Origin of the sequence: Halorubrum rarum (assembly GCF_048380895.1) — an archaeon.
In the GTDB taxonomy this organism is placed as follows: Archaea; Halobacteriota; Halobacteria; order Halobacteriales; family Haloferacaceae; genus Halorubrum.
Genome location: NZ_JBLWMN010000015.1, coordinates 64,886 through 90,352 on the forward strand (window position 1 = coordinate 64,886; position 25,467 = coordinate 90,352).

Annotated in this window: 23 protein-coding genes; 16 read left to right on the forward strand and 7 right to left on the reverse strand. The window is 68.2% G+C overall.

Features of this window, described 5'->3' with window-relative positions; translation table 11 throughout:
* Positions 1 to 120: 120 nt before the first annotated feature.
* Positions 121 to 684 (forward strand): GMP synthase subunit A, encoded by a 564-nt coding sequence (locus tag ACNSN7_RS11630; protein WP_418282457.1) that lies wholly within the window; start codon positions 121 to 123, stop codon positions 682 to 684.
* Positions 685 to 690: 6 nt separating this feature from the next.
* Here ACNSN7_RS11630 and ACNSN7_RS11635 read toward each other — a convergent pair whose 3' ends face one another.
* Positions 691 to 2,193 carry an MFS transporter gene (locus ACNSN7_RS11635; protein WP_418282481.1) on the reverse strand — a complete coding sequence of 501 codons (1,503 nt, stop codon included), beginning with the start codon at positions 2,191 to 2,193 and terminating at the stop codon, positions 691 to 693.
* Between the two features lie 50 nt (positions 2,194 to 2,243).
* Between ACNSN7_RS11635 and ACNSN7_RS11640 the strand changes: the two genes are divergently transcribed.
* Positions 2,244 to 2,660, forward strand: coding sequence for a cupredoxin domain-containing protein (locus ACNSN7_RS11640; protein ID WP_418282458.1), 417 nt, complete (start codon positions 2,244 to 2,246; stop codon positions 2,658 to 2,660).
* 6 nt (positions 2,661 to 2,666) lie between these two features.
* On the opposite strand, the gene ACNSN7_RS11645 is transcribed toward ACNSN7_RS11640, so the two are convergent.
* Positions 2,667 to 3,458, reverse strand: a complete 792-nt coding sequence (locus ACNSN7_RS11645; RefSeq protein WP_418282459.1) for a hypothetical protein — start codon at positions 3,456 to 3,458, stop codon at positions 2,667 to 2,669.
* A 315-nt stretch (positions 3,459 to 3,773) separates the two neighbouring features.
* Here ACNSN7_RS11645 and purK point away from each other — a divergent pair, with 315 nt between their 5' ends.
* The 8 genes from purK (at position 3,774) to ACNSN7_RS11685 (ending at position 14,324) form a co-directional block, all read left to right on the forward strand.
* On the forward strand, positions 3,774 to 4,976 hold the full coding sequence (gene purK, locus ACNSN7_RS11650; protein WP_418282460.1) for a 5-(carboxyamino)imidazole ribonucleotide synthase: 1,203 nt from the start codon (positions 3,774 to 3,776) through the stop codon (positions 4,974 to 4,976).
* A gap of 124 nt (positions 4,977 to 5,100) precedes the next feature.
* Positions 5,101 to 6,945 carry an o-succinylbenzoate--CoA ligase gene (menE, locus tag ACNSN7_RS11655; RefSeq protein ID WP_418282461.1) on the forward strand — a complete coding sequence of 615 codons (1,845 nt, stop codon included), beginning with the start codon at positions 5,101 to 5,103 and terminating at the stop codon, positions 6,943 to 6,945.
* 110 nt (positions 6,946 to 7,055) lie between these two features.
* The gene (locus ACNSN7_RS11660) at positions 7,056 to 7,502 is read left to right on the forward strand and encodes an NAD(P)-binding protein (protein WP_418282462.1); all 447 of its coding nucleotides are present in this window, start codon (positions 7,056 to 7,058) and stop codon (positions 7,500 to 7,502) included.
* Between the two features lie 130 nt (positions 7,503 to 7,632).
* The gene (locus ACNSN7_RS11665) at positions 7,633 to 9,003 is read left to right on the forward strand and encodes a geranylgeranyl reductase family protein (RefSeq protein WP_418282463.1); all 1,371 of its coding nucleotides are present in this window, start codon (positions 7,633 to 7,635) and stop codon (positions 9,001 to 9,003) included.
* A 108-nt stretch (positions 9,004 to 9,111) separates the two neighbouring features.
* Positions 9,112 to 11,247: a ribosome rescue protein RqcH gene (rqcH, locus tag ACNSN7_RS11670; RefSeq protein ID WP_418282464.1), complete on the forward strand. Its 2,136-nt coding sequence runs from the start codon at positions 9,112 to 9,114 to the stop codon at positions 11,245 to 11,247.
* A 268-nt stretch (positions 11,248 to 11,515) separates the two neighbouring features.
* On the forward strand, positions 11,516 to 12,436 hold the full coding sequence (locus tag ACNSN7_RS11675; RefSeq protein WP_418282465.1) for an extracellular solute-binding protein: 921 nt from the start codon (positions 11,516 to 11,518) through the stop codon (positions 12,434 to 12,436).
* Positions 12,433 to 13,254, forward strand: coding sequence for an ABC transporter permease (locus tag ACNSN7_RS11680; protein WP_418282466.1), 822 nt, complete (start codon positions 12,433 to 12,435; stop codon positions 13,252 to 13,254). The genes ACNSN7_RS11675 and ACNSN7_RS11680 overlap by 4 nt, the downstream gene beginning before the upstream one ends.
* On the forward strand, positions 13,251 to 14,324 hold the full coding sequence (locus ACNSN7_RS11685; protein ID WP_418282467.1) for an ABC transporter ATP-binding protein: 1,074 nt from the start codon (positions 13,251 to 13,253) through the stop codon (positions 14,322 to 14,324). Before ACNSN7_RS11680 ends, ACNSN7_RS11685 begins: the two co-directional genes overlap by 4 nt.
* 147 nt (positions 14,325 to 14,471) lie before the next feature.
* Here ACNSN7_RS11685 and ACNSN7_RS11690 read toward each other — a convergent pair whose 3' ends face one another.
* Positions 14,472 to 15,545 (reverse strand): NAD(P)/FAD-dependent oxidoreductase, encoded by a 1,074-nt coding sequence (locus ACNSN7_RS11690; RefSeq protein WP_418282468.1) that lies wholly within the window; start codon positions 15,543 to 15,545, stop codon positions 14,472 to 14,474.
* A gap of 133 nt (positions 15,546 to 15,678) precedes the next feature.
* Between ACNSN7_RS11690 and ACNSN7_RS11695 the strand changes: the two genes are divergently transcribed.
* On the forward strand, positions 15,679 to 16,128 hold the full coding sequence (locus ACNSN7_RS11695; RefSeq protein ID WP_418282469.1) for an Lrp/AsnC family transcriptional regulator: 450 nt from the start codon (positions 15,679 to 15,681) through the stop codon (positions 16,126 to 16,128).
* A 90-nt stretch (positions 16,129 to 16,218) separates the two neighbouring features.
* Entirely contained in the window at positions 16,219 to 17,373 is a 1,155-nt protein-coding gene (locus ACNSN7_RS11700) for a DUF63 family protein (RefSeq protein ID WP_418282470.1), read from the forward strand.
* A gap of 18 nt (positions 17,374 to 17,391) precedes the next feature.
* Here ACNSN7_RS11700 and ACNSN7_RS11705 read toward each other — a convergent pair whose 3' ends face one another.
* Entirely contained in the window at positions 17,392 to 18,228 is an 837-nt protein-coding gene (locus ACNSN7_RS11705) for an SAM hydrolase/SAM-dependent halogenase family protein (RefSeq protein WP_418282471.1), read from the reverse strand.
* A 26-nt stretch (positions 18,229 to 18,254) separates the two neighbouring features.
* The gene (locus ACNSN7_RS11710; RefSeq protein ID WP_418282472.1) at positions 18,255 to 18,773 is read right to left on the reverse strand and encodes a nicotinamide-nucleotide adenylyltransferase; all 519 of its coding nucleotides are present in this window, start codon (positions 18,771 to 18,773) and stop codon (positions 18,255 to 18,257) included.
* A gap of 170 nt (positions 18,774 to 18,943) precedes the next feature.
* On the opposite strand from ACNSN7_RS11710, the gene lonB reads away from it, so the two are divergent.
* Both lonB and ACNSN7_RS11720 read left to right on the forward strand, forming a co-directional pair.
* Complete coding sequence (gene lonB / locus ACNSN7_RS11715; protein WP_418282473.1) at positions 18,944 to 21,193, forward strand: ATP-dependent protease LonB; 2,250 nt, start codon at positions 18,944 to 18,946, stop codon at positions 21,191 to 21,193.
* A 30-nt stretch (positions 21,194 to 21,223) separates the two neighbouring features.
* Positions 21,224 to 22,225, forward strand: coding sequence for a CPBP family intramembrane glutamic endopeptidase (locus tag ACNSN7_RS11720; RefSeq protein ID WP_418282474.1), 1,002 nt, complete (start codon positions 21,224 to 21,226; stop codon positions 22,223 to 22,225).
* Between the two features lie 35 nt (positions 22,226 to 22,260).
* Here ACNSN7_RS11720 and ACNSN7_RS11725 read toward each other — a convergent pair whose 3' ends face one another.
* On the reverse strand, positions 22,261 to 23,016 hold the full coding sequence (locus ACNSN7_RS11725) for a 4-phosphopantoate--beta-alanine ligase (protein WP_418282475.1): 756 nt from the start codon (positions 23,014 to 23,016) through the stop codon (positions 22,261 to 22,263).
* Between the two features lie 105 nt (positions 23,017 to 23,121).
* On the opposite strand from ACNSN7_RS11725, the gene ACNSN7_RS11730 reads away from it, so the two are divergent.
* Positions 23,122 to 23,373: a DUF7999 family protein gene (locus ACNSN7_RS11730; RefSeq protein ID WP_418282476.1), complete on the forward strand. Its 252-nt coding sequence runs from the start codon at positions 23,122 to 23,124 to the stop codon at positions 23,371 to 23,373.
* A 101-nt stretch (positions 23,374 to 23,474) separates the two neighbouring features.
* Here ACNSN7_RS11730 and ACNSN7_RS11735 read toward each other — a convergent pair whose 3' ends face one another.
* The gene (locus tag ACNSN7_RS11735) at positions 23,475 to 25,175 is read right to left on the reverse strand and encodes a methylmalonyl-CoA mutase family protein (RefSeq protein WP_418282477.1); all 1,701 of its coding nucleotides are present in this window, start codon (positions 25,173 to 25,175) and stop codon (positions 23,475 to 23,477) included.
* Positions 25,176 to 25,213: 38 nt separating this feature from the next.
* Here ACNSN7_RS11735 and ACNSN7_RS11740 point away from each other — a divergent pair.
* Positions 25,214 to 25,467: hypothetical protein (locus ACNSN7_RS11740; protein WP_418282478.1), on the forward strand; the 254-nt coding region annotated here is incomplete at its 3' end.

Genomic DNA, 25,467 nt, shown 5'->3' on the forward strand with positions numbered 1-25,467 from the left:
TGCTACGGCCGACAGATCCGATCCAGTACCGTGGATCGATACGGCGTCGAGACCCTCCGAGAGCCCACGAACCTGCGACTCTTCCGAGCCGTTTTTGTGCCGCGCGAGCGGATCGACTGCATGACTCGGATCGTCGTCCTCGATCTACACGGACAGTTCACCCACCTCGAACGGCGGGCGCTCCGCGACATCGGCGTCGATACGGAGATACTCGACGCCGACACCCCGGCGGACGAGATCGACGCGGACGGGGTCGTCCTCTCTGGAGGTCCCGACATGGACCGTATCGGCAACGCCCCGGACTACCTCGATCTCGACGTGCCGGTCCTCGGGATCTGCCTCGGGATGCAGGTGATCGCGGTCGAGCGCGGCGGGCGCGTCGGCGGCGGCGACTACGGCGGCTACGCCGACGTCGACGTCGAGATCGTCGACGACGAGGACCCGCTGGTCGGCTCGCTCGCGCCGAGCACCCGCGTCTGGGCCTCGCACGCCGACGAGGTGAAGGAACTCCCCGACGGCTTCACCCACACCGCGACCTCCGACGTCTGCGGTATCGAGGCGATGTCGAACGTCGCGGACGGGCTGTACGGCGTCCAGTGGCATCCCGAGGTCGCGCACACGGAACGGGGCGAGGAGCTGTTCGAGAACTTCGTCGCGATCTGCGAGTCCGCGTCGAACCGGTAGCGAACGCTACGTCGGCGTCGTCGACTCCTCGGGAGCGGGGGCGCGCGACAGTCGTCGAGAGAGCGCGAGCACGACGGCGACGCCCACGAGGACGGCCACACCGGCGGTCGCGAACACGACCACGTAGCCGAACGCCGCGAGCGTGCCGCCGATCACCCCGCCGACGCCGCCGCCGACCGCGACGAGCGCGCCGTACGTTCCGAGCGCCTCGCCGCGGATCACGGCCGGCGTCAGTTCCGTGACGAGCGTCGACGCGCTCACCGCGATCACGGCCCAGGTGAGTCCGATGACGAGGAACGCGAGCGTGACCGCACCGACGCCGAGCCGCGTGCCGCCGAGCGTGATCCCGACGAGCGCGACCGTCGGAAACGCCAACGCCCGCGTCGCGAGCCCGCCGACGTGCGCCCGCACGAGGCCGTACGCGTCGATGAGACGGGCGGCGCGCCGATAGAACACCGCGGCGGCGACGTTCAACGCGAGGTACAGCGCGAACACGCCCGTCGATCCGTAGCCGACCGCCGAGAGAAACGCCGGGAGCGGGGCGAAGAACACGCCGAAGCCCGTGAACACGAGGAACACCGCGGCGAAGTACGTCGCGAGCGCCGGCGTGAACCGGTCGACGAGCCGGCGCGGCCGGAGGTTTCGCGGATCGAACCGACCCGGCGTGAACGGGAACGCGGCTCCGCGAACGTTGAATCCGGCCGCTCGCCGCGTGAACCGCTGGAGCCGCCGGCGGGACGGCTCCTCGCCGGAGACGGGATCCGGGGGGAGGGTTCGAGCGCCGAGCACGAATCCGACGCCGGCACAGACGGCACACGCGAGGAAAAAGAGGCGTTGTGCGGCCATCGTGTCGACGAACGACGTTCCGATCGCGATGACGACGGTGCCCAACGCGAGCCCGAGCGCCCAGCCGATCCCCTGGACCTCGTTCAGCCGGGCGATGAGCGGACTCCAGTTCGTTGCGGGTTCACCGGCGACGATCAGCAGCGTCAACACCGGGACGGCAGCCGCGAACCCGAGCCAGAGGAGCGCGTTCGCGACGACGACCGGGACCACGCTCTCGAAGAACGGGATGGCGGCCATCGACGCGGTCGCGACCGCCGTCGCGGCGAGGACGAACACCCGGCGCTTGCCGGTGCGATCGGCGAGGGTCCCGAACACGAGCGCCCCCGGAACGCCGACGAACGACGCCGACGCAAACAGGATCCCGAGCGTGAACGCGTCCCCGCCCAACTCAACGACGTATAGCGGAACGATCAGGGACGCTCCGCCGAACGCGACGGCCGCCAGCCCCCACCCGGTCAGCCACCCCTTGGACATACTCGATCCCCTCGGTGCGCGACTAAACAACCTTTGGAACCGACGCGTGACGGGGCGATACGCGAACTCGGTTCGTGGCCGGGTGACGTGTGGCCGGGTGACGTGTGGCCGGGTGACGTGTGGCCGGGTGACGCGTGGCCGAGGACGCGTGGACCACGTCAGTTCCGTCCCTCGATCGGGCGTTCCCAGCGAGTGGGGCGAACCGCGGTATTGAAACGATCGACACCCCGAAACACCGTATGCACCGGAGACGGTTTCTCGGGCGGGTCGGTGTCGCGAGCGTCGGGGTCGGAACCGTCGGCTCCGTCGCGGGCTGTCTGGCGGACGACTACGACGTCGCGATGACCGCGGACGGGTTCGTTCCGGACGAACTCACGGTGAGCGCCGGCGGGACGGTCGTGTGGGAGAACACGAGCACCCGAGTCCACACGGTGACCGCCTACGAGGGGGGGATCCCCGATCAGGCCGACTACTTCGCCTCGGGCGGATACGAGGACGAGGAGACCGCTCGCGAGGAGTGGCACCGCGACTTCGGCGGCAAACTGGAGAACGGTGAGCGCTATGCGCACACGTTCGAGGTGCCGGGGCGTTACGACTACGTGTGCATCCCGCACGAGAGCGGCGGGATGTACGCGACCGTGTTCGTCGACGAGTGAGGACGCTCACCGGTCGTCGAACAGCGCGTGGACGTACTGATGAGCGAACACGGCGTAGTACACCGCGGAGAGCGACGCGTCGGCGAGGAGCCGGAGCGGCCCTGCCGTCGTGAGCCCGATCGACCGCACGGCGACGGTGGTTTCATACAGGGTGACGGAGAGAACGACCGGACGGGCGGTGCCGCCGATCCGGGCGTCGAGAAGGGTGCCGATCGCGAACAGCGCGAGGAGACCAGCCGTCAGCACGAACGCCTTCCGACGGTGGACCGCCGTCACCGACCACGTCACGCGGAGCGCCTCGACGGGCCCGTATCCGCCGACGAAACACGCTTCGGGGAGGAAACAGCACTTGACGAGGACCGCGAGCACCGTCGCGGTCGTCGCCACGAGCAGCGCGGCGTTGGCCGCCGTGACGGCGTCAGCGAACCCGCCCGCCGAGAGAAACGCGTTCAGTGCCGGTGAGACCCACGACGTGACGGCGACGACGAGCCCCACGAGCGCGGCGGCGACGACCGCGGCCGCCGCGAGGAACGCCGGCAACCGTCGAGCGAGGAGTCGCAGCCGGGAGCCGGTCGGACGCGTTCGACGGAGCGTGTCGGCCGCGACGAGTCCAACGTACCCCCGTCCGAGAAACACGCCGAGGAAGCCCACGACCGCCGCGAGCGTGGCGGCGTCAGCGGGACCGCGGTCGAGCGCGACCTGAACGCCGCCGACCAGCAGGAACGCACCGAGCACCGCCGGATTGGCTCGAACCACCGCGAGGCTCCACGCGACCGCACCGGGGACCGACCGCTGCACGACGTCATAAGCGACCGCCTGACACCGGACACACCCGCACCCATCGACGTCGGCCCGCCGCCTGATCGAGGGGGAACCGTCGTTCGTCGGCGGGGCACGGTGATCGTCCGTCACGAATGGCGTGTCGTCTCGTGGCCATCGACTTCGCTTTTTCTCCACGCGCGTCCGGCCCACGTTGTCGCACCTCTGCGGGTGCTCGAGACGTCGGAACATCGCGATGGAGGCCGCACTGAATCGCTCGTGTGATCCAGAGATGTGGATCGGACTACAGTGTCGTTGGTAACTCTTATACAGCAACGTTCGGTATCCCCGTCCATGTCGATCACGCTTCCCGGTCCGACGCTCGGCGTCGTCGGTGGGGGACAGTTGGGACGGATGCTGGCGGAGGCGGCCGCGCCGCTCGGCGTGGACGTCGTCGTCATGGACCCGACGCCGGACTGCCCGGCCGCGCCCGTTGCTCGCGACCAGATCGTCGCCGACTTCGACGACCCGGACGGGCTCGACGAGCTCGCCGCCCGCGTCGACGCGCTCACGTTCGAGATCGAGCTCGCGGACCCGGACCTGCTCGCCACCGTGAGCGCCGACCACGACGTCCCGGTCCACCCCGATCCGGGGACGCTCGAAACGATCCAGGACAAGCTGGTTCAAAAGGAGTCGTTGGCTGACGCGGCGATCCCCGTTCCGGAGTTCGTCGCGGTCGCGACCGCGGACGGGCTCGACCGCGTCGTCGAGGAGTTCGACGGCGTCATGCTGAAGGCCCGAGAGGGCGGCTACGACGGCCGAGGGAACGTCCCGGTCGAGCCCGACGACGACGTCGCGGCCGCGCTCGAGGCGGTCGGCGGGCACGCGATGGCGGAGGAGCTCGTCCCCTTCGAGCGGGAGATCGCGATCATGGGCGTGAAGGGTGCGGACGGCGAGACGCGCACCTACCCGGTCACGGAGACGCTCCACCGCGAGGAGATCTTACGCGAGAGCGTGACGCCCGCGCGGGTCGACGATGACGTGGTCGCCCGCGCCGAGGCCGTCGCCGCCGAGGTGCTCGACTGGCTCGACGGCCGCGGCGTCTACGGGATCGAGACGTTCGAGACGTCCGACGGCGACGTCCTGGTCAACGAGATCGCGCCGCGCCCGCACAACTCCGGCCACTGGACGATCGAGGGCGCGCGCACCTCCCAGTTCGAGAACCACGTTCGCGCCGTGCTCGGCTGGCCGCTCGGACCGACCGACCTCGTCGCGCCCGCGGTCACCGCCAACGTCCTCGGCGACGTCGCGGAGACGCGGCCCGCGACCCTCCGGAACGTCGAGTCGGTGCTGGCCGCACCCGAGGCCGACCTCCACTGGTACGGGAAAGACGACGTCCGACCCCTCCGGAAGATGGGACACCTGACGGTTACGGACCGCGACGACCGGGGCGACACGGTCGAACACGCCGACGGCGAGAACGGACCGGCCGGACTCGAGGCGTTGCTGTCGCGGGCGCGGACGCTGCGCGACGGGATGACGTTCCTGACGGAGTGACGGCCGGCGGATCCATCTGACGGAGTGATCGCCGGCGAACGTCCGTTCGAGCGGGCCGGAACGGCGACGTCGGTGAGGTGCCGTGACCACAAGGCAATTGTAGTCGCCCCCGAATAGCCGGGCAATGCGCGACTGGCTCTCACACAGGGTCGTGTCGTCTCCGGACGACACCGCACTCGTTCGAGCCGAGGACGGCGAGGCGTGGACGTACGCCGATCTCGACCGGCTCGTGGCGGAGACGGCGGGTCGGCTCGCGGCACGCGGGATCGGTCCGGGCGACCACCTCGGCGTGCTCATGCCCCCGTACGTCGGGACCGTCGGGTTGGTGCACGCCGCGATGCGCCTCGGCGCGACGTACGTTCCGCTCGGTGAGCGGCTTACCCCCAGAGAGCTGTCCGAACGGGTTGACCGCGCCGACCTCTCGGCGCTCGTCTGCGGGGAGTCGACCGAGTCGGACGCGCTCGCCGCGGCCGGCGACGTCCCCGTGCTCTCGGTCGATGATCCGACCGTGGACGCCGTCGGAGGCGTCCACGACGTCGATCCGGTGACGGTCGATCCGCCGGAGTGGACGGACAGTGACCGTCTGTGTCTGCTGTTCACCTCGGGCACGACGGGGGAGCCGAAGCCCGTCGAACTCACCGTGGGAAACGTGTACGCGTCCGCGATCGCGTCAGCGTTCCGACTCGGCGTCGATCCGGGCGACCGGTGGTTGGTGTCGATGTCCATACACCACATGGGTGGGCTCGCACCGATCTACCGGTCGGCGCTGTACGGGACGACCGTCGTGTTACGCGAAGGGTTCGATCCCGGCGGTACGGCCGACGACATCAACAACTACGACGTGACCGGCGTTTCGCTCGTTCCGACGATGCTCCGGAAGACGCTCGACAGGCGTGGCACGCTCGCCGATTCGCTCCGCGTCGTCCTGCTCGGCGGCGCACCCGCCCCCGACGAACTGATCGAGCGCTGCCGCGACTACTCGATACCGGTCCACCCGACGTACGGCATGACGGAGGCCGCCTCACAGATCGCGACCGCGACCCCAACACAGGCGCGCGAACGCCTCGGAACCGTCGGCCGACCGTTGTTCGGGACCGATGTCACGATCGTCGACGAGGACGGCAGACCCGTCGAACGCGGCGCGTCCGGCGAGATAGTCGTCGACGGGCCGACGGTCACGCCCGGCTACTACGGCATGCCCGACGCCACCGACGCGGCGTTCGGCGAGTACGGACTCCACACCGGCGACTGCGGTCGACTCGACGAGAACGGGTTCCTCTTCGTCCTCAACCGTCTCGACGACCGGATCATCTCGGGCGGCGAGAACGTCGAGCCGGGAGAGGTCGCCGACGTGCTCGGTGGGTACGCCGGCGTCACCGACGCGGCGGTCGTGGGACTCGACGACGACGTGTGGGGCGAGCGCGTCGCCGCGCTCGTCGAGACCGAGAGCACGGACGTCGACGACGGCGAGCTCCTCTCGTTCGCTCGCGATCGGCTTGCCGGGTTCAAACTCCCGCGCACGCTGGCGTTCACAGACGAACTCCCGCGAACGGTCTCCGGGACGGTCGACCGCGACGCCGTCCGCGAGACGCTGATCGAACGGGGATACGAGCCCGGCCGGAACGCGGAACGGTTCGACGAGACGGGGTTCGAGCCCGCGGAGCCGGTGCCCGTCCAACCGGTCGAGGACGGGGAGCAGGAATCGCCCACCGAGGACGGTCCGTCCGACGACGACGCCCCGCCCGAAGCGGACGGACGCGACGACGGCGAGGCTGAGAGCGTCGAGAGGGACGCTACCGAGGGAGACGACGTCGACGAAACCGACACCGAGAGGGACGCTACCGAGGGAGACGACGTCGACGAAACCGACACCGAGAGGGACGCTACCGAGGGAGACGACGTCGACGAAACCGACACCGAGAGAGCCGTCGCCAACGGGGACGGGTCCGACACACTCGACGAGCCGTAGTGGTCGGGACCGGGTGATCGACCGTGCCGGGCGGCCTCGAAGCGCCCGACGGCGACGATCGCCGTCTCGCCATCGATAACTGTTTATCGTCCGGGCTGACTGTCGATGACATGGACGAACCCGACGCGTCGTCCCCGCCCGACGTGGTGATCCTCGGCATCGGTGACCTCACGCAGCCGATCCTCGATGCGCTCGACGACGATCACGAGGTCGCCGTCGTCACCGAAGACCCCGCCGTGTCGAAGCTCGTCCGCGACGACCTCGCGGTGCTCGACGGGGACCCCAGCGACGATCGGGTCCTCTCCGATGCCGGCGTCGGTTCGTGCCGGGTCGTCATCGTGGCCACGGAGACGGACCGGTTCGACGCGCTCGCGATCCTCTCGGCGCGGGACATCGCCCCGTCCGTTCGGATCGTCGCCGCCGCGACGAACAGGGAGAACGTCGCCAAACTGGAACGGGCCGGCGCGGACGCGGTGATAAGCCCGGCGTCGATCGGGAGCAGGATACTCGTCGACTCGGCGCTGAAGCCGGAGTCGGGTCGCGACGAGGGACGCTGAGGGAGACGCCGGAGCCCGCGACGGCCGGTTCGAGCCGGCGTTCGCGACTGCCGCGATCGGTTCCTGTCGGAGTTCAGCCGACCGAACCGGGGATAAAGAGTTTTGCCACCTGCGTGATGACCCACGGAGCATGACCATTGACGAGTACGACGTCGTCGTCGCCGGTGCCGGGACAGCCGGTTGTTACGCCGCGGCGACGATCGCGAACGAGGGACTCGACGTCGTCATCGTCGAGCGAAAGGACGCCGAGGAGGCCGGCCACATCGCCTGCGGTGACGCGCTGAAGGGTGCCGACGCCTTCCCGGAGGCGATCCCGAAGTCGCAACTGGAGCCGGCGTTCACCAACACCGGCGTCGACCACGGCCGCTTCGAGATCCCGAACGAGGACACCGTCCTCGAGATCCCGGTGCCGGGAGAGCTGGCGGTCATCGACCGCTGGGAGTACGGACGACGGATCATCGCTGGTGCCGAGGACGCCGGTGTCGACTTCCACTACGAGACGGTCATCAACGACGTAGTGCAGGACGACGGCGGGCGCGTCACCGGGCTCACGGCGTCCCGCCGGGGCGACGTCCGCGAGTACGACGCCGACGTCGTCATCGACGGCGCGGGGTCGTTGTCGCTGCTGCAGGACAAAGCCGACTTCGAGGGCACGACGTTCGACACCAACGTCCGATACTCGCAGTTCTGCTCGGCGTACCGGGAGATACTCGAGGTCCCCGAGCCGGTCGAGTGGGACGACGCGCTCGTGTTCAAGCCGACGGATCGCGCCGCCGGCTACCTCTGGTACTTCCCGCGGACGAGCACGGAGATCAACGCCGGACTCGGCTTCCAGATGAACGAGGAGCCGATGCAGCTCATCGAGTCGCTCCGTCGCGACCTCCGTGACCGCCCCGAGTTCGCTGGCGCGGAGGTCCGGGACAAACTCGGTGCGGCGCTCCCGACGCGCCGCCCGTACGACTCGGCGGTCGCGCCCGGCTACATGGCGGTCGGCGACGCCGCGGGTCACGTCAACCCGACCACCGGCGGCGGCATCGCGGGCGCGGCCTACGCCGGAAAGTACGCGGGCGAACAGGCGGTGAAGGCGATAAGCGACGGCGACGTCAGCGAGGAGAACCTCTGGCGGTACAACGAGCGCGTGATGGACCACTTCGGCGGTCGGTACGCCGGCCTCGACGTGTACAACGTGCTCTCAACCGCGATCGACGTCGACGACCTGATGGGACTGCTCGCGGCCTTACCGGGCGAGAACCTCGCGGAGGCGCTCTACGAGGGGTCGACGTCGATGTCGTTCGGTCTCAAGCTGAAGTGTGCGGTCAAGAGCTTCGGCTACTGGGGGACGATCATGAACTTCTACCGGACGAAGTCGCTGGCGGACGACCTGCTCGGCCACTACGAGTCGTATCCGACGAGCCCCGCGGCGATGGCCAACTGGACCCGCGAACGCGACGACCTCATGGACCGGATCTACGAGACGACCGGCGCGGATCCGAAGTACTGACCGCCCCGACGCGACCGATCCGTCCGACCCCGACGCGCCCGGCCCGCCCGACCCCGACGCCCGCCACCACAACGACACGTCTTTTTCCGGCCCGCGTGTGTGACCCGTATGGACCCGAAGCAGGAGCTGTCGAGCATCGACCTCGCCGCCCTCGTCACCGAGCTGGGTCGGTACGAGGGCGCGAAGGTCGACAAGGCGTATCTGTACGGCGACGACCTGCTCCGCCTCAAGCTCCGTGACTTCGATCACGGTCGGGTCGAGCTCATGATCGAGGTCGGCGACGTGAAACGCGCACACGTCGCGGACCCCGACCACGTCGCCGACGCGCCGGGACGACCGCCGAACTTCGCGAAGATGCTGCGGAACCGGCTCTCCGGTGCGGACTTCGCGGGCGTCACGCAGTACGAGTTCGACCGCATCCTCTCCTTCGAGTTCGAGCGCGACGACGAGAACACGACGCTCGTCGCCGAGCTGTTCGGCAAGGGGAACGTCGCGGCGCTCGACGAGACGGGCGAGGTCGTCGGCTCGCTGTCGACCGTCCGACTCAAGTCTCGGACGGTCGCGCCCGGCGCGCAGTACGAGTACCCCGCGTCGCGGCTCAATCCGCTCACAGTGAGCCTCGACGCCTTCGGTCGGTACATGGACGACTCCGACAGCGACGTGGTGCGGACGCTGGCGACCCAGCTCAACCTCGGCGGACTGTACGCCGAGGAGGTGTGCTCGCGTGCGGGCGTCGAGAAGGAGCTCCCCATCGAGGAGGCGACGGAGAGCGACTACCGCGCGCTCCACGATGCGATCGCTCGGATCGCCGAGCGACTCCGATCCGGCGAGTTCGATCCGCGGGTGTACGAGGAGACGGTCGACGGCGACGACGACGCCACACGCGTCGTCGACGTCACTCCCTTCCCGCTGTCCGAACGCGAGGGGCTCTCGAGCGTCGGGTTCGACTCGTTTAACGCGGCCGTCGACGAGTACTTCTACCGGCTGGAGCGCGAGGCGGCCGGCGACGAGCCGGTCGATCCCGAACCCTCCCGTCCCGACTTCGAGGCGGAGATCGCCAAACAGGAGCGGATTATCGAACAACAGCAGGGCGCGATCGACGGCTTCGAGGAGCAGGCGGCGGCGGAACGCGAGCGCGCGGAGCTGTTGTACGCCCACTACGACCTCGTCGACGAGGTGCTCTCGACGGTACGGGACGCCCGCGAAACCGACGTCTCCTGGGACGAGATCGCGGAGACGCTGGACGCGGGCGCGGAGCGCGGCATCGCCGCCGCGGAAGCCGTCGTCGACGTCGACGGCGGCGACGGGACGGTGACGATCGACCTCGACGACACTCGCGTCGAGCTCGACGCGACGACGGGTGTCGAGGTCAACGCCGACCGACTGTATCAGGAGGCAAAGCGGATCGAAGGCAAAAAGGAGGGCGCACTGGAGGCGATCGAGTCCACCCGCGCGGAGCTGGCGGCGGTCAGGGAGCGGAAAGCCGCGTGGGAGGCGGACGACGGGGGCGACCAGGGCGACGGGGACGACGGGGACGAGGACGAGGAGTACGAGGTCGACTGGCTCTCGCGGTCGTCGATCCCGATCCGAAGCCCGGACGACTGGTACGAGCGGTTCCGGTGGTTCCACACCTCGGACGGCTACCTCGTCATCGGCGGGCGCAACGCCGACCAGAACGAGGAGTTGGTGAAAAAGTACATGGGGAATCACGATCGCTTCTTCCACACGCAGGCGCACGGCGGCCCGGTCACCCTGCTGAAGGCGGCCGGTCCCTCCGAGTCCGCCGACCCCGTCGACTGGGACGAGGAGACGTTACGGGAGGCCGCACAGTTCGCGGTGTCGTACTCCTCGGACTGGAAGGACGGTCGCGGCGCGGGCGACGCGTACATGGTCGAGCCGGATCAGGTGTCGAAGACGCCGGAGAGCGGCGAGTACATCGAGAAGGGGAGCTTCGTGATCCGCGGTGACCGGACGTACTTCGAGGGCGTCCCCTGTCGGGTCGCCGTCGGGGTCCAGTGCGAGCCGGTGACGCGGTCGATCGGCGGCCCGCCGTCGGCGATCGAGGAGCGCGCCGCGGCGGCGGTCACGCTGGAGCCGGGGATGTACGCCCAGAACGACGCCGCGATGATGGTGTATCGAACGCTGAAGGAGCGGTTCGCCGACCAGTCGTTCGTCCGGAAGGTGGCGAGTGCGGACCAACTCCAGGCGTTCATCCCGGCGGGCGGATCGGAGATCGTGGACTGACGGGGTCGGTCGGAGACGCCGTCCTCGATGGCGCCGCCGGAGACGACACCGCCGGAGACGACGACACTCCTCGATTCCGCTCACTCGGCTCCGTTGAAACCCTCAATATCTGACGGACATGGGTCCGATCGATGCCGGTACTGACAGCGATCGGACCCGGATGTATCGAATACTGAGGATGTGAGAAGTAACCTATACCAGTTTATATATTTGAATAGCTCAATTATAGGTGGTTACATTAACGGAGGGGAAGCGAGATCGATCGACCATGGACGCTCGGTCACGCCGATCCGTTCTCGCCTCGCTTTCGGGTGGGACGCTGCTCGGAGCCGCGGGCTGTCTCGGCACCACCGACTCCGTTTCCGTCCTCTCGGCGGGGAGCCTCGCCGTCGTGCTCGACGATCACGTCGGTCGGCGCTTCGAGGAGGAGACCGGTATCGACTATCACGGCGAGTACTACGGTGCGAACGCGGTGATGCGGATGATCGAAGACGGGGGGAAACATCCCGACGTCGCCGTCAGCGCGGACGAAGCGTTGTTACGAGACCGCCTGTACGGTGAGCACACCGACTGGGACGTGGCGTTCGCGTCAAACTCGATCGGGCTCGCGTACGCTCCGGACACGGCGTTCGGCGCACGGCTCGACGACGGAGAGCCGTGGTACGAGGTCGCACTCGACGCGGGTGAGGGGGAGTTGGCGATCAGCGATCCGGACCTCGATCCGCTCGGGTATCGGGCGATGCTCGCGTTCCGGCTCGCGGAGGCCGAACACGACATCGACGGTTTCGTCGATGCACTCACCGACCGCGTGTATCGGGAGCCGGAGGAGCCGCAGCTGCTTGCGGGCGTCGACGCCGGCAATCGGGCCGCCGCGGTCGCGTATCGGAACATGGCCGTCGATCACGGGCTTCCGTTCCACGAGTTCCCCGCCGCCTACGACTTCTCGAACCCGGCGTACGCGGACCGGTACGGTAGCGTCTCGTACACGACCGACGAGGGATACACCGCGACCGGGAGGCCGATAGTGTACAACGCGACGGTGCTGGCGGATGCCGATACCCCCGACGCCGGACGGGAGTTCGTCCGATTTCTCGCCGACTCGCGGGAGCTCCTGTGGGAGCACGGGCTCTCAGTCGATGGGTTCCCGGACGGACACGGGAACGTCCCCGACGAGGTGATCCCCGAATGAGTCTCGCTCGTCGGGCCTCGACGGCCGCCGCGTCCCGAACGCGTCCGGAACTACTGGTTCCGGTTCTCCTCGGCGGGCTGTTGGTCGTCTCCTTCGCGCTTCCGTTCGTGACGTTTCTCGGCCGAACGGGGTCGACACCGTTCGTCGAAGCCCTTGCTCGGCCGGCCAGCCGGACGGCGATCCGGAACTCGCTTCTCACCGCGCCGGTCTCGACCGCGATCGCGACGGTCCTGGGCGTTCCGCTCGCGTACGTCCTCGCACGCGGCTCGTTCCGGGGGAAACGGGTCGTCGAGGCGATCGTCGTCCTTCCGCTGATCGTTCCACCGGTCGTCGGTGGCGCGATGCTGCTCACTGCGGTCGGCCGGTTCACGCCGATCGGAGCGCTCGCTGCGGGGCTCGGTGTCCCGCTGACGGACAGCCTCGTCGGCGTCGTCCTCGCTCAAACGTTCGTCGCCGCCCCGTTCGTGGTGATCACCGCTCGCGCGGGGTTCGAGCGGGTCGACGAGCGGTTAGAGCAGGCGTCGAGGTCGCTGGGGTACGGACCGATAGCGACGTTCCGAAACGTGTCCCTCCCGCTCGCACGCGGGGCGATACTCGCGGGCGTCGTGTTGACGTTCGCCCGGGCGATCGGCGAGTTCGGCGCGACGATGATGGTCGCGTACAACCCTCGCACGATGCCGACGCGAATCTGGGTGGAGTTCATCTCGGGCGGTATCGACGCGATCGCTCCGCTGGCGCTCGCGCTGTTGGGAGTCACGCTGCTGGTCGTCGCGGCGATCCAGCGGTTCGCTCGGATCCCGACGGTGGTCCAGCGATGATCCTCGAACTCGACGGCCTCTCCCATCGGTACGGGGAGGAACCGGCGGTCTCCGACGTCTCGTTCGGCATCGGGGAGGGCGAACTGGTCGCGCTGCTCGGCCCGAGCGGCTGTGGCAAGACGACGATCGTCCAGGCGATCGCCGGGCACATCACGCCGACCGCCGGACGCGTGCGCTTACGCGATCGGGACGTCACCGACGTCCCGCCGGAGGGGCGTGCGGTCGGGATCGTCTTCCAACGGTCGACGCTGTATCCACACATGACCGTCCACGAGAACGTCGCATACGGGCTCGACGCGCGCGGCGTGGACCCCGCTCGACGCGACGACACCGTCCTCGAGTACCTCGATCTCGTCGATCTCGCGGACCAGCGTGACTCCCGTCCGGGCGAGCTGAGCGGCGGGCAGCAGCGCCGCGCGGAACTCGCCCGTGCCCTGGCTCCGGAGCCGGACGTGCTCCTCCTCGACGAACCGCTGTCGGCCCTCGATCGGACGCTCCGAACGAGGTTGCGAGACGAGATCGCTCGAATACAGCGGGAAACGGGGGTGACGACCCTGTTCGTCACCCACGACCAGGAGGAGGCGATGTCGCTCGCCGATCGGCTCGTGATACTCCGCGAGGGACGCCTCTCCGCGGTCGGGGACCCACGCAGCCTGTATCACTCTCCGCCGAATCGGTTCGTCGCGTCGTTTCTGGGGCGGTCGAACGCCCTTCCGGCGACGGTCGCCGGTCGCGATCCACTCACCATCGTGATCGGGGAGACGGAAGTCGAACTCGGCGGCGGCTCGAACGGGGTCAAGGACGGCTCGAACGGGATCGGCGAGGCGGCCGCGCCGATCGTTCACGTTCGTCCGGCTGACGTCGTCGTCGGTCCCTCCGCCGAGGTGGCGACCGACGTCGAGCTGCCGGGGACGGTCAGCGCGGTCAAGGACGTCGGGAGCCGGTACGAGGTCCACGTTCGGTTGGCGTCCGGCGACACGGTGCTCACGGAACGGCGACGGGCTCCGCCCGAGGTGAACGACCGGGTGACGGTCGGCGTCGACTATCAGAACCTCGCGGTGTTCTGGTAGCCCGATTCGTCCGGTGGACCGAGACGACGAGAGCACGCGTCACTCGCGGACGGTCGGATTCCCGATCCAAATATCGCCGCTCGAGGCGGTATCGGTCGTGAACGCGACCGAGCGTGACCAAGAGCCGCCACGCGTTACGGTTCGCCGTTAGTCGTCGCTCTCGGCGACGGGGACCTCGTCGGGCTCGTACAGTTCGCCGGCGCGCTCGCGCTCCGTGAGGTACTCGTCGGCGTCGATGGCGGCCTCACACCCCATCCCGGCCGCGGTGACCGCCTGCTGGTAGTGGAAGTCGACGACGTCGCCTGCACCGAACAGTCCGTCGACGCCCGTGTCCGTCTGGTTCGCGCCGCGCCCGCCCTCCGTGCGGAGGTATCCGTCGTCGTCGAGTTCGACGCCGAGCCCCTCCAAGAAGTCCGTGTTCGGCGTGTGGCCGATCGCGAAGAATACGGCACCCACGTCGAACTCGTACTCGTCGACCTCGTCGGCGGTCGCGGGGTCGTCGAGCTTCTCCTTCGGGTGACCGTCCGGGTGCTCGACGAGAGTAACGTGGTCGATCCCCTCCTCGGGCGTCCCGTGGATCTCGGTCAGCTCGGTGTTCAACAGGAGCTCGATCTCGCCGTCCTCGACCCGCTCGGTGATGCGGTCGATCCAGACGTCCTCCGCCCGGAACTCCTCCCGGCGGTGCGCGATGTAAACGGTGTCGGCGAACTTGGTGAGGAAGTTCGCCTCCTCCATCGCGGCGTCGCCACCGCCGACGACGAGCATGTCCTCTCCGCGGAAGAACGCGCCGTCGCAGGTCGCACACGTCGAGAGGCCGTAGCCCATCAGCTCCTCCTCGCCCGGGACGCCGAGCGTACGTGCGGACGCACCGGAGGCCGCGATGACGGCGTCCGCCGTGTACACGTCGCCGTCCGTGAGCTCGACGCGGAAGTGGCCGTCGGGCTCCGTGGCGACGTCCGAGATGACGCCGTTTCGGGTCTCGGCTCCGAACTTCGTCGCCTGCGTTTTCATGTTCTGGATCAGCTCGGGCCCGGAGATCCCCTCGGGGAAGCCGGGATAGTTCTCGACGTCGGTCGTGAGCGTGAGCTGTCCGCCCGGCTCGTCGCCCTCGATCAGGAGCGGCTCGTTGTTGGATCTCGCCGCGTAGATCCCCGCCGTGAGCCCCGCGATACCGGTGCCGGCGATTATCAGCCGGCGGTGTTCGACGACTGCTTCGTCCATACGGGATCGTTCGCGATCGTAATGTATGTACGTTGCGCTGTCGTGCGGCCACCGGCTCGGAACGCGCCGCCGTATCGCACGGATACATCGATACGGTCGCAAGTTCAAAGGTTCCTCCGAGCAAACGTCTTCCATGGACCTAGACGACACGGACCGGGCGATCCTCCGGATCCTCCAGGAGGACGCGCGAACGCCGTTCTCGGAGATCGCTCGCCGGATCGACATGTCGAGCGCGACGGTACACGACCGTGTCGGACGGATGGAGGACGCGGGCGTCATCGAGGGGTATCACGCGAAGGTGAACGCCAAATCCGTCGGATACGGCGTCAGTGCACTCGTCGGGCTTCGAGTCGAGCAGGGTCGTGAGGAGGACGCGCTGGAACGGCTCCGGGAGATCGAGGGTGTCCGCGAGATCCACCTGACGACCGGTGAGTGGGACGTGATGTTGAAGGTCATCGCCGAGGACACCGACAGCCTCCGCGAGCTGATGTTCGATCGCGTCGCCGACATGGACGGCTTCTCGCGCTCACAGACGATGATCATCCTCGGAACCGACTACGAGGCGGACGGGCTTCCGATCTGATCCCCCTCGATTTCGACGCCCGCCGATCGCTCCGTCGCGGTCGTATCCGGGACCGGAACGCTCAACTCCGGAACCCTCCGAACAGTGAGCATGAGCACGCTCGTCGAGGATCGTCTCGGACTCTCTCCGGAGCGCGCGTGGGCGGCGGCGGTCGGGGTCGTTACGGCCGCGCTCGCTCTCGGATCCCTTCTGTTCCCCCGCGTCGTGTACGATCGGTTCCTCTGGCGGTACTTCTGGGGCCCCGTCGCGGCCGACGGACAGGGTGCACAGTGTGCGGTCCGCGAGGGGGGGTCCACGACGCTGTTGGGGAGTTCCGCCGACTGTTCGAGCGCCGTCGCGGCCGGAGAGGTCGTCGCGTTCCCGGGGTACACGACCGTCTCGACCGTGAGCTACGTGTTCATCCTGCTGGGGATGTTGATCGGCGTGATATTCCTGCTCCGGCGTTTAGCTATCGGTGACGAGTTCCGGTTCTTCTACGCGCTGTTCCCGTTCATGCTGTTCGGCGGGGCTCTCAGAACCGTCGAGGACGCGGGAATCGCCGCGATGCGTGCGGGCACCGAGCCGCTGATCGCGTTCCCGTGGAGCGCGCTGCTGATCAGCCCGTTCATCTATTTCACCGTGTTCGCGGTGACGCTCGGATGCGTGCTCGTCGCGTACGCGCTCGCGGACCGCGGCGTGGTCGACGACTACGCCCGCCCGCTGTTCGGGTTGGGCGTCGTCGCGCTCGCGCTCGCGGTGGGCTATCTCTCGGTCCTCGCGGTCGTCACCGACTACGTGACGTTCTATCCGCAGATCCTCGCGTTGACGCTGCTTCTCGCGACCGTCTCGACGTGGATCACCTGGCGGCTGATCGAGGGGTGGCAGCCGACGATCAATCAGGGGACCGGCTTCGCCGGATTCCTCATCATCTGGGGACACGCGGTCGACGGCGTCGCCAACGTCATCGGGCTCAACTGGATGCCCGCGCTCACCGGCAGCTCGAACCTCGTCCCAAAACACGTGGTGAACGAACTGATCGTGAACTGGACCGGCCGGATCCTCCCCGACTCCGTCGTCGCGATCACGGGCGATGCGTGGCCGTTCCTCCTCGTCAAGCTCGGGGCCGCCACGTTCGTCGTCTGGGTGTTCAACGGGGAGCTGTTCGAGGAGTCACCGCGATACACCCTGCTCCTCCTCATCACCGTGCTCGCGGTCGGGCTCGGTCCCGGAACCCGTGACATGCTCCGGGCGACGTTCGGGATCTGAGCGACGCCGCCGGCCGACTCACCGTTCGATCGAGATCCGGGCCTCGTCCCCGACTGACAGCCCGAACGCCTCGTCTCCCCGTCCGTCGTTGACGTCGCACTCGACGTAGCCGTGGCTCCCGACGGTGACGAGCCGGTCCCCCCTCGGAACCGACGCGAACGTCTCCCCGACCGGGACCGACTCGCCGTTCACCCGAACCCGGTCGCCGTCGCGGACGAACGACCCCGGGACGTTCGTGATCGCGTTCCCGAAGTCGTCCACGACAAGTACCTCGCCGACGGCGGTCGAGGCGTCGTCGATGGCCGGCTCGGGGAAGACGAGGCCGACGTGTTCGTCGGTGCGCGTGAGGCTCGGCATCGCGGCGAGTGCGTCCGCCGTCGCGGTCGCGTCCACGGAGTCTGCGATGCGACGCGGTTCGAGCGCCTCGTGGATCCGCGCCGCCGTCGGCGCGAACACGTCCCGGCCGTGGAACGTCGCGCTCGCCGGATCGTCGACGGCGACCTCGAAGACGTCAACGTCCGCGGACGCGCGCTCGGAGGCGGCGGTTCCGGACGACGCGGCGAGCGCTCGGGCCGGCGGGAGCGCGAGCCCGTTGTCCGGCGCGACGATGACGTGGTCGCCGGCACGGACCGCGACCGCGGCGCGATCGGTACCGACGCCGGGGTCGACGACGGCACAGTGGACCGCGGGCGGGAACTCGGGGAGGACGAACCGGAGCCAGAAGGCGGCCGCACGCGGGTCGCCGCGCGGGAGGTCGTGGGCGACGTCGATCATCTCGGCGTCGGTCTCCCGTCGGATGACGCCCTTCATCGCGGCGGGATACGGTGAGCCGAAGTCGGTCGCAAGCGTGATCATCGTGTGTCTGCAGTCGGGTCGATCGGTTACTGATCGACGGGCGTGTCCGTCTGGGCGATCCGTCGGACCCGCTCTGCGCCGTCGATCTCCTCGATGACGTCGACGACCGCGTCGGGGACGAGGTCCTCCCAGTCGCGTCCGTGAATGATCCGCTCGCGGAGCTCCGTCCCTTCGAGCACGTCGCGGCGGAACATGGGGGACCGTCGAACCTCGACGTCGGCCTCCTCGAACAGCCGGATGACGAGCGGGTTGTTGGAGTACGCGACATCGAATCGGGGCGTCATGCTCTGCACGTGGCTCACCCACACGGAGTTGCGATCGAGGTCCTCGATCGGGACGACGTACGTGGGGACCGAGAGATCCGAGACCGCCTTCGTCACCATCATCACGCGCTCGCCGGCGGTAAACGGGTTCCGCGTGCTGTGGGAGTCGCCGGCCGACCCGATCCCCAACACGATCTCGTCGACCTCCTCGGCGATCTCCTCGACCATGTGTTGGTGACCGTTGTGAAACGGCTGGTAGCGTCCGATGTAGAACCCCCGCATGGTTCCACGTAGCGCGGCCTTCGCTTATAAATACGACGGGACGTCTCGATCGACGTATTCGAGTATTAAAACGCCTCTCTGGTCGGTTTCCGAGTCTTAACCCGTGGCGCTCTCGGGGAGAAAGTATATCAGTAGCGCTCCCTTCCGTCCGGATAGCGAATATCGATTCTATGAGCAACGAGAAGGACACGAACGACCCGCCGAACGAGGAGGTCCCTGACCCCGCGACCGGGGACCGCTCGGACCCGGCGGGGAACGGCGAGAACGCCCCCGTCGACGAGGGCTCCGACTCGGATACCGGCGTCGACCCGGCCGAGAACGCCGATCCTGACGGACCCGCCGGCGAGGAGCGTGTCTCGCCGCCGGACGACGAGTCCGAGTCGAGCGATCGGGCCCGACCCGACGATGAGACACCGCGCGACGACCCCGCCCGGGACGACGACGCGGACGCCCCGGCGGAGGGCGGCGGTATCGACGACCTCGGCAGCACCGTCGAGGTCGAAGGTGCGGAGATCGACGACGATCCGGACGAGGACGACCTCCTCGGCGGTCTCAAGATCGACACGACGTCCGAACTCGAGATCCCCGAGCGACTCGTCGACCAGGTCATCGGCCAGGAGCACGCCCGCGACGTGATCATCAAGGCGGCCAAACAGCGCCGCCACGTGATGATGATCGGCTCGCCGGGGACCGGCAAGTCGATGCTGGCGAAGGCGATGTCCGAGCTCCTCCCCAAAGAGGAGCTCCAGGACGTCTTAGTGTACCACAACCCGGACGACGGCAACAAGCCGAAGGTCCGGACGGTGCCCGCCGGCAAGGGCGAACAGATCGTCGACGCCCACAAGGAGGAGGCCCGCAAGCGCAACCAGATGCGGTCGCTTCTCATGTGGATCATCATCGCGGTCGTGTTGGGTTACGCGCTCATCATCGTCGGCCAGATCCTCATCGGGATCATCGCCGCGGGTGTCGTCTACCTCGTCTTCCGCTACCTGAACCGTGGCTCGGACGCGATGATACCCAACCTGCTGGTGAACAACGGCGACACGAAGTCCGCGCCGTTCCGCGACGCGACGGGCGCACACGCCGGCGCGCTGCTCGGCGACGTCCGACACGACCCGTTCCAGTCCGGCGGGATGGAGACGCCGAGTCACGACCGCGTCGAGGCCGGCGCGATCCACAAGGCGAACAAGGGCGTGCTGTTCATCGACGAGATCAACACGCTCGACATCCGGAGCCAGCAACACCTCATGACGGCGATCCAGGAGGGCGAGTTCGCCATCACGGGGCAGTCGGAGCGCTCCTCGGGCGCGATGGTCCAGACGGAGCCGGTGCCGACCGACTTCGTCATGATCGCGGCGGGGAACCTCGACGCGATGGAGAACATGCACCCGGCGCTCCGCTCCCGCATCAAGGGGTACGGCTACGAGGTGTACATGGAGGACACGATCGAGGACACCCCCGAGATGCGCCGGAAGTACGTCCGCTTTATCGCTCAGGAGGTCGCAAAGGACGGCCGCCTCCCGGAGTTCACGTCCGACGCCATCGAGGAGGTCATTCTCGAGGCGAAACGGCGCTCCGGCCGGAAGGGCCACCTCACCCTCCTGTTCCGGAACCTCGGCGGACTGGTTCGCGTCGCCGGCGACATCGCCCGCGGCGAGGACGCCGAGCAGACCACCCGCGAGCACGTGCTGTCCGCGAAGGGGCGCTCGCGCTCCATCGAACAGCAGCTCGCGGACGACTTCATCGAGCGCCGGAAGGACTACGAGCTGCAGGTCTCGGAGGGATACGTCGTCGGGCGCGTCAACGGGCTCGCCGTGATGGGCGAGGACTCCGGGATCATGCTGCCCGTCATGGCCGAGGTCGCCCCGTCACAGGGCCCCGGCGAGGTGATCGCCACCGGACAGCTGAAGGAGATGGCTCAGGAGTCGGTCTCGAACGTCTCGGCGATCATCAAGAAGTTCTCCGACCAGAACATCTCGGAGATGGACATCCACATCCAGTTCGTGCAGGCGGGCCAGCAGGGCGTCGACGGCGACTCCGCGTCGATCACGGTCGCGACCGCGGTCATCTCCGCGCTCGAGGACGTCGGCGTCGACCAGAGCCTCGCGATGACGGGATCGCTGTCGGTTCGGGGCGACGTGCTCCCCGTCGGCGGCGTCACGCACAAGATCGAGGCGGCCGCGAAGGCCGGCTGTACGCGCGTCATCATCCCGCGGGCGAACGAGCAGGACGTGATGATCGAAGACGAGTACAAGGACATGATCGAAGTCATTCCGGTGTCGCACATCAGCGAGGTCCTCGACATCGCCTTGGAGGGCGAAGCGGAGAAGGACTCGCTCGTCTCCCGGCTCAAATCGATCACCGGCTCGGCGCTCAAAGAGCAGGGCGTCTCCGGCCCGTCCAGCCCGAGTCCGCAGTAGAGCGGCTGAGAACGACCACCCGACCAACGAATGACCGACTGGGCGACGTTCGCGGCCGCGACCGTCGCCCTCACCGCGTTCCTTCTGTACGTCACTCGGCGCTCGCAGCGAACGCTGGAACGGGTCCGGATCGTCGACGGAACCGGCGACCCGAAACGCGATTCTCTCGACGGAACCGCCGAACTCGACGAGCCGCCGAGAACGTTCGATCATCCCGACGCCGTCGACCGCGACTTCGATGACCTCGACACGCCGGTCGAGAACGCCGCCGACCCGTTCCTCGACGAGGATCGGACGACTGCCGAGGGATCGACCGACCCGGCTCCAACCGATTCGGCTCCCCCCGGCACGGATCCGACATCCTCCGATCGGCTCGGTGAGCGGGACGACCCCTCGGTTCGGAGCGGTCCGACGCTCACGACGGAGCTGCTCTTAGCGAACGTCGCGTTCTCGCAGGCGCTCGCGCTGGCCGTTCTCGTCGGTATCGCGTGGTGGACCGACGTGCCGAGCGCCGCGTTCGGCCTCGCGGAGTCCGACTTTGCCGCCCCCGTGTTCCTCTCAGGGATCGCTGTCGGTGTGCTCCTCTACCTCGGTAACGAGCTCGCGGCAGCGGCCGGCGAACGGTTCGGCGTCGCCGCGCCCGAGCGACTTCGCGAGGCGATGGCCCCCGACGACGCCCGCGGTTGGGGGCTCCTCCTCGTCGTCGTGTTACCGGTCATCGCCGTCTTCGAGGAGGCGCTGTTCCGGGGCGCGCTGATCGGCGCGTTCGCGGTCGGATTCGGGATCGACCCGTGGCTCCTCGCGGTCGTCTCGTCGATCGCGTTCGGGCTCGGGCACGGCGCGCAGGGACGGGTGGGGATCGTCGTGACGGGACTGCTCGGGTTCGCCCTCGCCGCGCTGTTCGTGTACACCGGGAGTCTCCTGCTCGTCGTCGTCGCTCACTACGTCGTCAACGCGTTGGAGTTCGTCGTTCGGGAAGGGTTCGGCTGGGACCCCTCGTCCACGAGGGCGTCGGCCGTCGGTGGTGATTGAGAGAGGAGCCGGTGGCGATCAAGCCGGAGGACCGTCTACTCGTCGGCGAACGAGCCGTCGCGGATCACCGTTTCCGCGGCGGCGAGCGCCTCGTCGGCGTCGAACGAGTCGGCGACGTATCGGAGCTCCTCGCGCGGCGCGTCCGCGAGGTCGTTCGCGTGTGCGGTGACGTTCGAGACGGCGCGGACGACGTTGTCGATGATCGGGATCTCGGCGACCCGCGGGGAGCGGCTGGCCGGGTTGAGATCGATCACGATCTCGGTTTTTCCCATCGCACCGAGCGCCTCCGCGCGGTCGCCGTCCTCCAGCGGCACGACGACGACGTCCGCGGCCTCGATCCCGTCGGCGTCGACGGTGCCGCGAGCGTGTTCGAGACCGGGGATCTCGCCGTCTCCACTGAGTCCCTTCACCTCCTCGGCACCGTGTGCTCGGAGATGGTCGGCGATCGCCGTCATCCGCTCGTCCGTTCGGTTGAACAGGTTCACCTCGATGTCGGCGTCGACCGCCTCGGCGAGTTCGACCGTCTCCTCGGGAACCAGCGCCGCGACGTTGCCGTTGACGGAGACCACGGGGTGGTCCGCAAGCAGGAGTCGGGCCGCCGCCGCGCGCTCCGCCTCGTCGGCGCTCGGCAGCGTGCGCTCGCCGAGCAGGTAGTCGAACGCCTCGCCGCGCCCCTGCGCGATGAGCCCCTGCTTCGAGGTGATTCCCTTCTCGACGCCCGCCTCGATCCGGTGGCGCGTGCGCAGCGACGCGGATCGGGGGTGGTCGTCGGGGATCTCCGTGTCGGCCATACTCCGGATTGCGCTCCGTCGATTAAAAACGGCTCGTTGCCCGCTTGGGGATCGACGCGTTCCCGCGCAAAAATTAACACGAGCCGACACGTACGTTCGAACGTGATGAACAGGGCTGGCAAGTACACCGTCGTCAAAGCGTGCAACGACCACGGGGCGGTGACGCTCCGTGAACACCCGCGGAATCGGACGCTTCACGTCGTCGAGTACGACGACCCGGAGGTCGCGGAGGCGGTCGCGGATCTGGACGTCGGCTCGGTCGTCCACCTCGAACTCCGTCCGACGGGACGGCGTGGCAACGCGTGGTGTGCGGAGGCCGCACGGCCGATGGACCCGTCGCGACACGCGGCTCCGTGATCTCGATCCCTTCTCGCTCCCGCTCCGCCGTCGTCTCCCGCGTCGCCCTTTTGAGGGTCACGCGTCGCCCTTTTGAGGGTCACGCGTCGCCCTTTTGAGGGTCACGCGACGCCGACTCGTTCGCGATACTCGCCGTACTCCGACCCGAACACCGCCATGACCTCGCCCATCGTCGCGTACGCCTTCACTGCGTCGACGATCGCGGGTAGCACGTTCTCGTCCGCGTCGATCGCCGCACGGAGGTCGTCGAGCGCTCGGTCGACCGCGTCGTCGTCGCGGTCCGCCTTGACGGCCTCGAGCCGTGAGAGCTGGCGTTCGCGGGTGCTCTCGTCGACGTGAAGCAGGTCCGGATTCGCCTCCTCGTCGACCGCGTAGGCGTTGACGCCGACGACCGTCTCCGCTCCCTCGTCGACGCGCTCCTGGTACTCGTAGGCGGACTCCTGTATCTCGCGGTGGAAGTACCCCTGTTCGATCCCGTGGAGGACGCCGTCGCGGACGGAGCCGTCGCCCATCGCCCGTATCTCCTCGATGTACGCCATCGCGTCGGCCTCGATCTCGTCGGTGAGCGCCTCCACCGCGAACGAGCCGCCGAGGGGGTCGATCGTGTCGGCGACGCCGGACTCCTCGGCGATGATCTGTTGGGTTCGGAGCGCGACCCGGACCGCCTGCTCGGAGGGTAACGCGAGCGCCTCGTCGAAGGAGTTGGTGTGGAGGCTCTGAGTGCCGCCGAGCACGCCCGCGAGCGCCTGCAGCGTGACTCGGACGACGTTGTTCAACGGCTGCTGGGCGGTCAGCGACTGGCCCGCGGTCTGGGTGTGGAACTTCAGCTGCGTTGCGGCGTCGGACTCCGCGCCGTACCGCTCGCCCATGACCGACGCGTAGATCCGGCGGGCGGCCCGGAACTTCGCGACCTCCTCGAGGACGGAGTTGTGCGAGTTGAAGAAAAAGGAGAGCTGCGGGGCGAACTCGTCGACGTCGAGCCCGCGGTCGAGACAGTCCTCGACGTACGCGAATCCGTCCGCGAGGGTAAAGGCGAGCTCCTGTGTGGCCGTCGATCCGGCCTCACGGATGTGGTACCCCGACACGGAGATCGGTTTGAACTTCGGCGTCTCCGCGACCGCGAACTCGATCGTGTCGGTGACCAGATCGAGGGAGGGCTCCGGCGGAATCACCCACTCCTTCTGGGCGATGAACTCCTTGAGCATGTCGTTCTGTAAGGTTCCGCGGAGTTCCTCGCGGGGAACGCCCTGCTGGTCGGCGATGGCGACGTACATCGCGTAGATCACGGGTGCGGAGGGGTTGATCGTAAAGGAGGTGGAGACCTCGCCGACGTCGATGCCGTCGAACAGGACCTCCATATCGCGGAGCGTGTCGACGGCAACGCCCTCCTTGCCGACCTCGCCGAGCGACATGTCGTCGTCGGAGTCGAGTCCCATCAGCGACGGCATGTCGAAGGCGGTCGAGAGACCGGTCTGGCCCTCGTCGATCAGGTAGTGGAACCGGTCGTTCGTCTCCTCGGCGGTACCGAACCCCGCGAACTGTCGCATCGTCCACGTTCGCCCGCGGTACATCGTCGGGTAGACGCCGCGCGTGTACGGCTCCTCGCCCGGAAACCCGAGGTCGGTCTCGTAGTCGAGGTCGTCGACGTCGTCGGGGGTATATAAACGCTCGACCTCGCGGTTCGAGACGGTCGCGAAGCGGTCGCGTCGCTCGCCGCGTCGGTCGAGCGTCGGGTCGAGGGTGTCCTCCCGCCACCGCTCGTGTCCGTCCCGGATCGCGGCGAGGTCCTCGTCGTCGTACATGCGATCGGATAGCGCGGGGCGTTCTATAAAGATTATTTATGAACGTTATGATCGGTGCCAGCGTTGCGGTCGGCGTGAGCGTCGCGGTCGGAGGCGGCCGATCGCATGGACGGTCGAATCGTCGGCGAACCGCTCTCGGCCGGGATCGACCGGCTCACAGCCGCAACCGCACCTCGTACCTCACACCCGTACCGCGCAGCCACAGCTACACCCGCACCTCACCCCTCCCCAACCTCGTCGACCGCGGCGGCGCGGTCCGCACCGCGACCGCACCGCACGCGCCGCCGCGGCC

Coding starts and splice junctions, on each gene's coding strand:
- ACNSN7_RS11705 (WP_418282471.1), bottom strand. CDS start 18,228: ATGATCACGCTTGCGACCGACTTCGGCTCACCGTATCCCGCCGCGATG.
- ACNSN7_RS11735 (WP_418282477.1), bottom strand. CDS start 25,175: ATGTACGACGACGAGGACCTCGCCGCGATCCGGGACGGACACGAGCGG.
- purK (WP_418282460.1), top strand. CDS start 3,774: ATGTCGATCACGCTTCCCGGTCCGACGCTCGGCGTCGTCGGTGGGGGA.
- ACNSN7_RS11665 (WP_418282463.1), top strand. CDS start 7,633: ATGACCATTGACGAGTACGACGTCGTCGTCGCCGGTGCCGGGACAGCC.
- ACNSN7_RS11680 (WP_418282466.1), top strand. CDS start 12,433: ATGAGTCTCGCTCGTCGGGCCTCGACGGCCGCCGCGTCCCGAACGCGT.
- ACNSN7_RS11710 (WP_418282472.1), bottom strand. CDS start 18,773: ATGCGGGGGTTCTACATCGGACGCTACCAGCCGTTTCACAACGGTCAC.
- ACNSN7_RS11725 (WP_418282475.1), bottom strand. CDS start 23,016: ATGGCCGACACGGAGATCCCCGACGACCACCCCCGATCCGCGTCGCTG.
- rqcH (WP_418282464.1), top strand. CDS start 9,112: ATGGACCCGAAGCAGGAGCTGTCGAGCATCGACCTCGCCGCCCTCGTC.
- ACNSN7_RS11700 (WP_418282470.1), top strand. CDS start 16,219: ATGAGCACGCTCGTCGAGGATCGTCTCGGACTCTCTCCGGAGCGCGCG.
- ACNSN7_RS11720 (WP_418282474.1), top strand. CDS start 21,224: ATGACCGACTGGGCGACGTTCGCGGCCGCGACCGTCGCCCTCACCGCG.
- ACNSN7_RS11630 (WP_418282457.1), top strand. CDS start 121: ATGACTCGGATCGTCGTCCTCGATCTACACGGACAGTTCACCCACCTC.
- ACNSN7_RS11695 (WP_418282469.1), top strand. CDS start 15,679: ATGGACCTAGACGACACGGACCGGGCGATCCTCCGGATCCTCCAGGAG.
- ACNSN7_RS11660 (WP_418282462.1), top strand. CDS start 7,056: ATGGACGAACCCGACGCGTCGTCCCCGCCCGACGTGGTGATCCTCGGC.
- ACNSN7_RS11730 (WP_418282476.1), top strand. CDS start 23,122: ATGAACAGGGCTGGCAAGTACACCGTCGTCAAAGCGTGCAACGACCAC.
- ACNSN7_RS11640 (WP_418282458.1), top strand. CDS start 2,244: ATGCACCGGAGACGGTTTCTCGGGCGGGTCGGTGTCGCGAGCGTCGGG.
- ACNSN7_RS11675 (WP_418282465.1), top strand. CDS start 11,516: ATGGACGCTCGGTCACGCCGATCCGTTCTCGCCTCGCTTTCGGGTGGG.
- ACNSN7_RS11690 (WP_418282468.1), bottom strand. CDS start 15,545: ATGGACGAAGCAGTCGTCGAACACCGCCGGCTGATAATCGCCGGCACC.
- ACNSN7_RS11685 (WP_418282467.1), top strand. CDS start 13,251: ATGATCCTCGAACTCGACGGCCTCTCCCATCGGTACGGGGAGGAACCG.
- menE (WP_418282461.1), top strand. CDS start 5,101: ATGCGCGACTGGCTCTCACACAGGGTCGTGTCGTCTCCGGACGACACC.
- lonB (WP_418282473.1), top strand. CDS start 18,944: ATGAGCAACGAGAAGGACACGAACGACCCGCCGAACGAGGAGGTCCCT.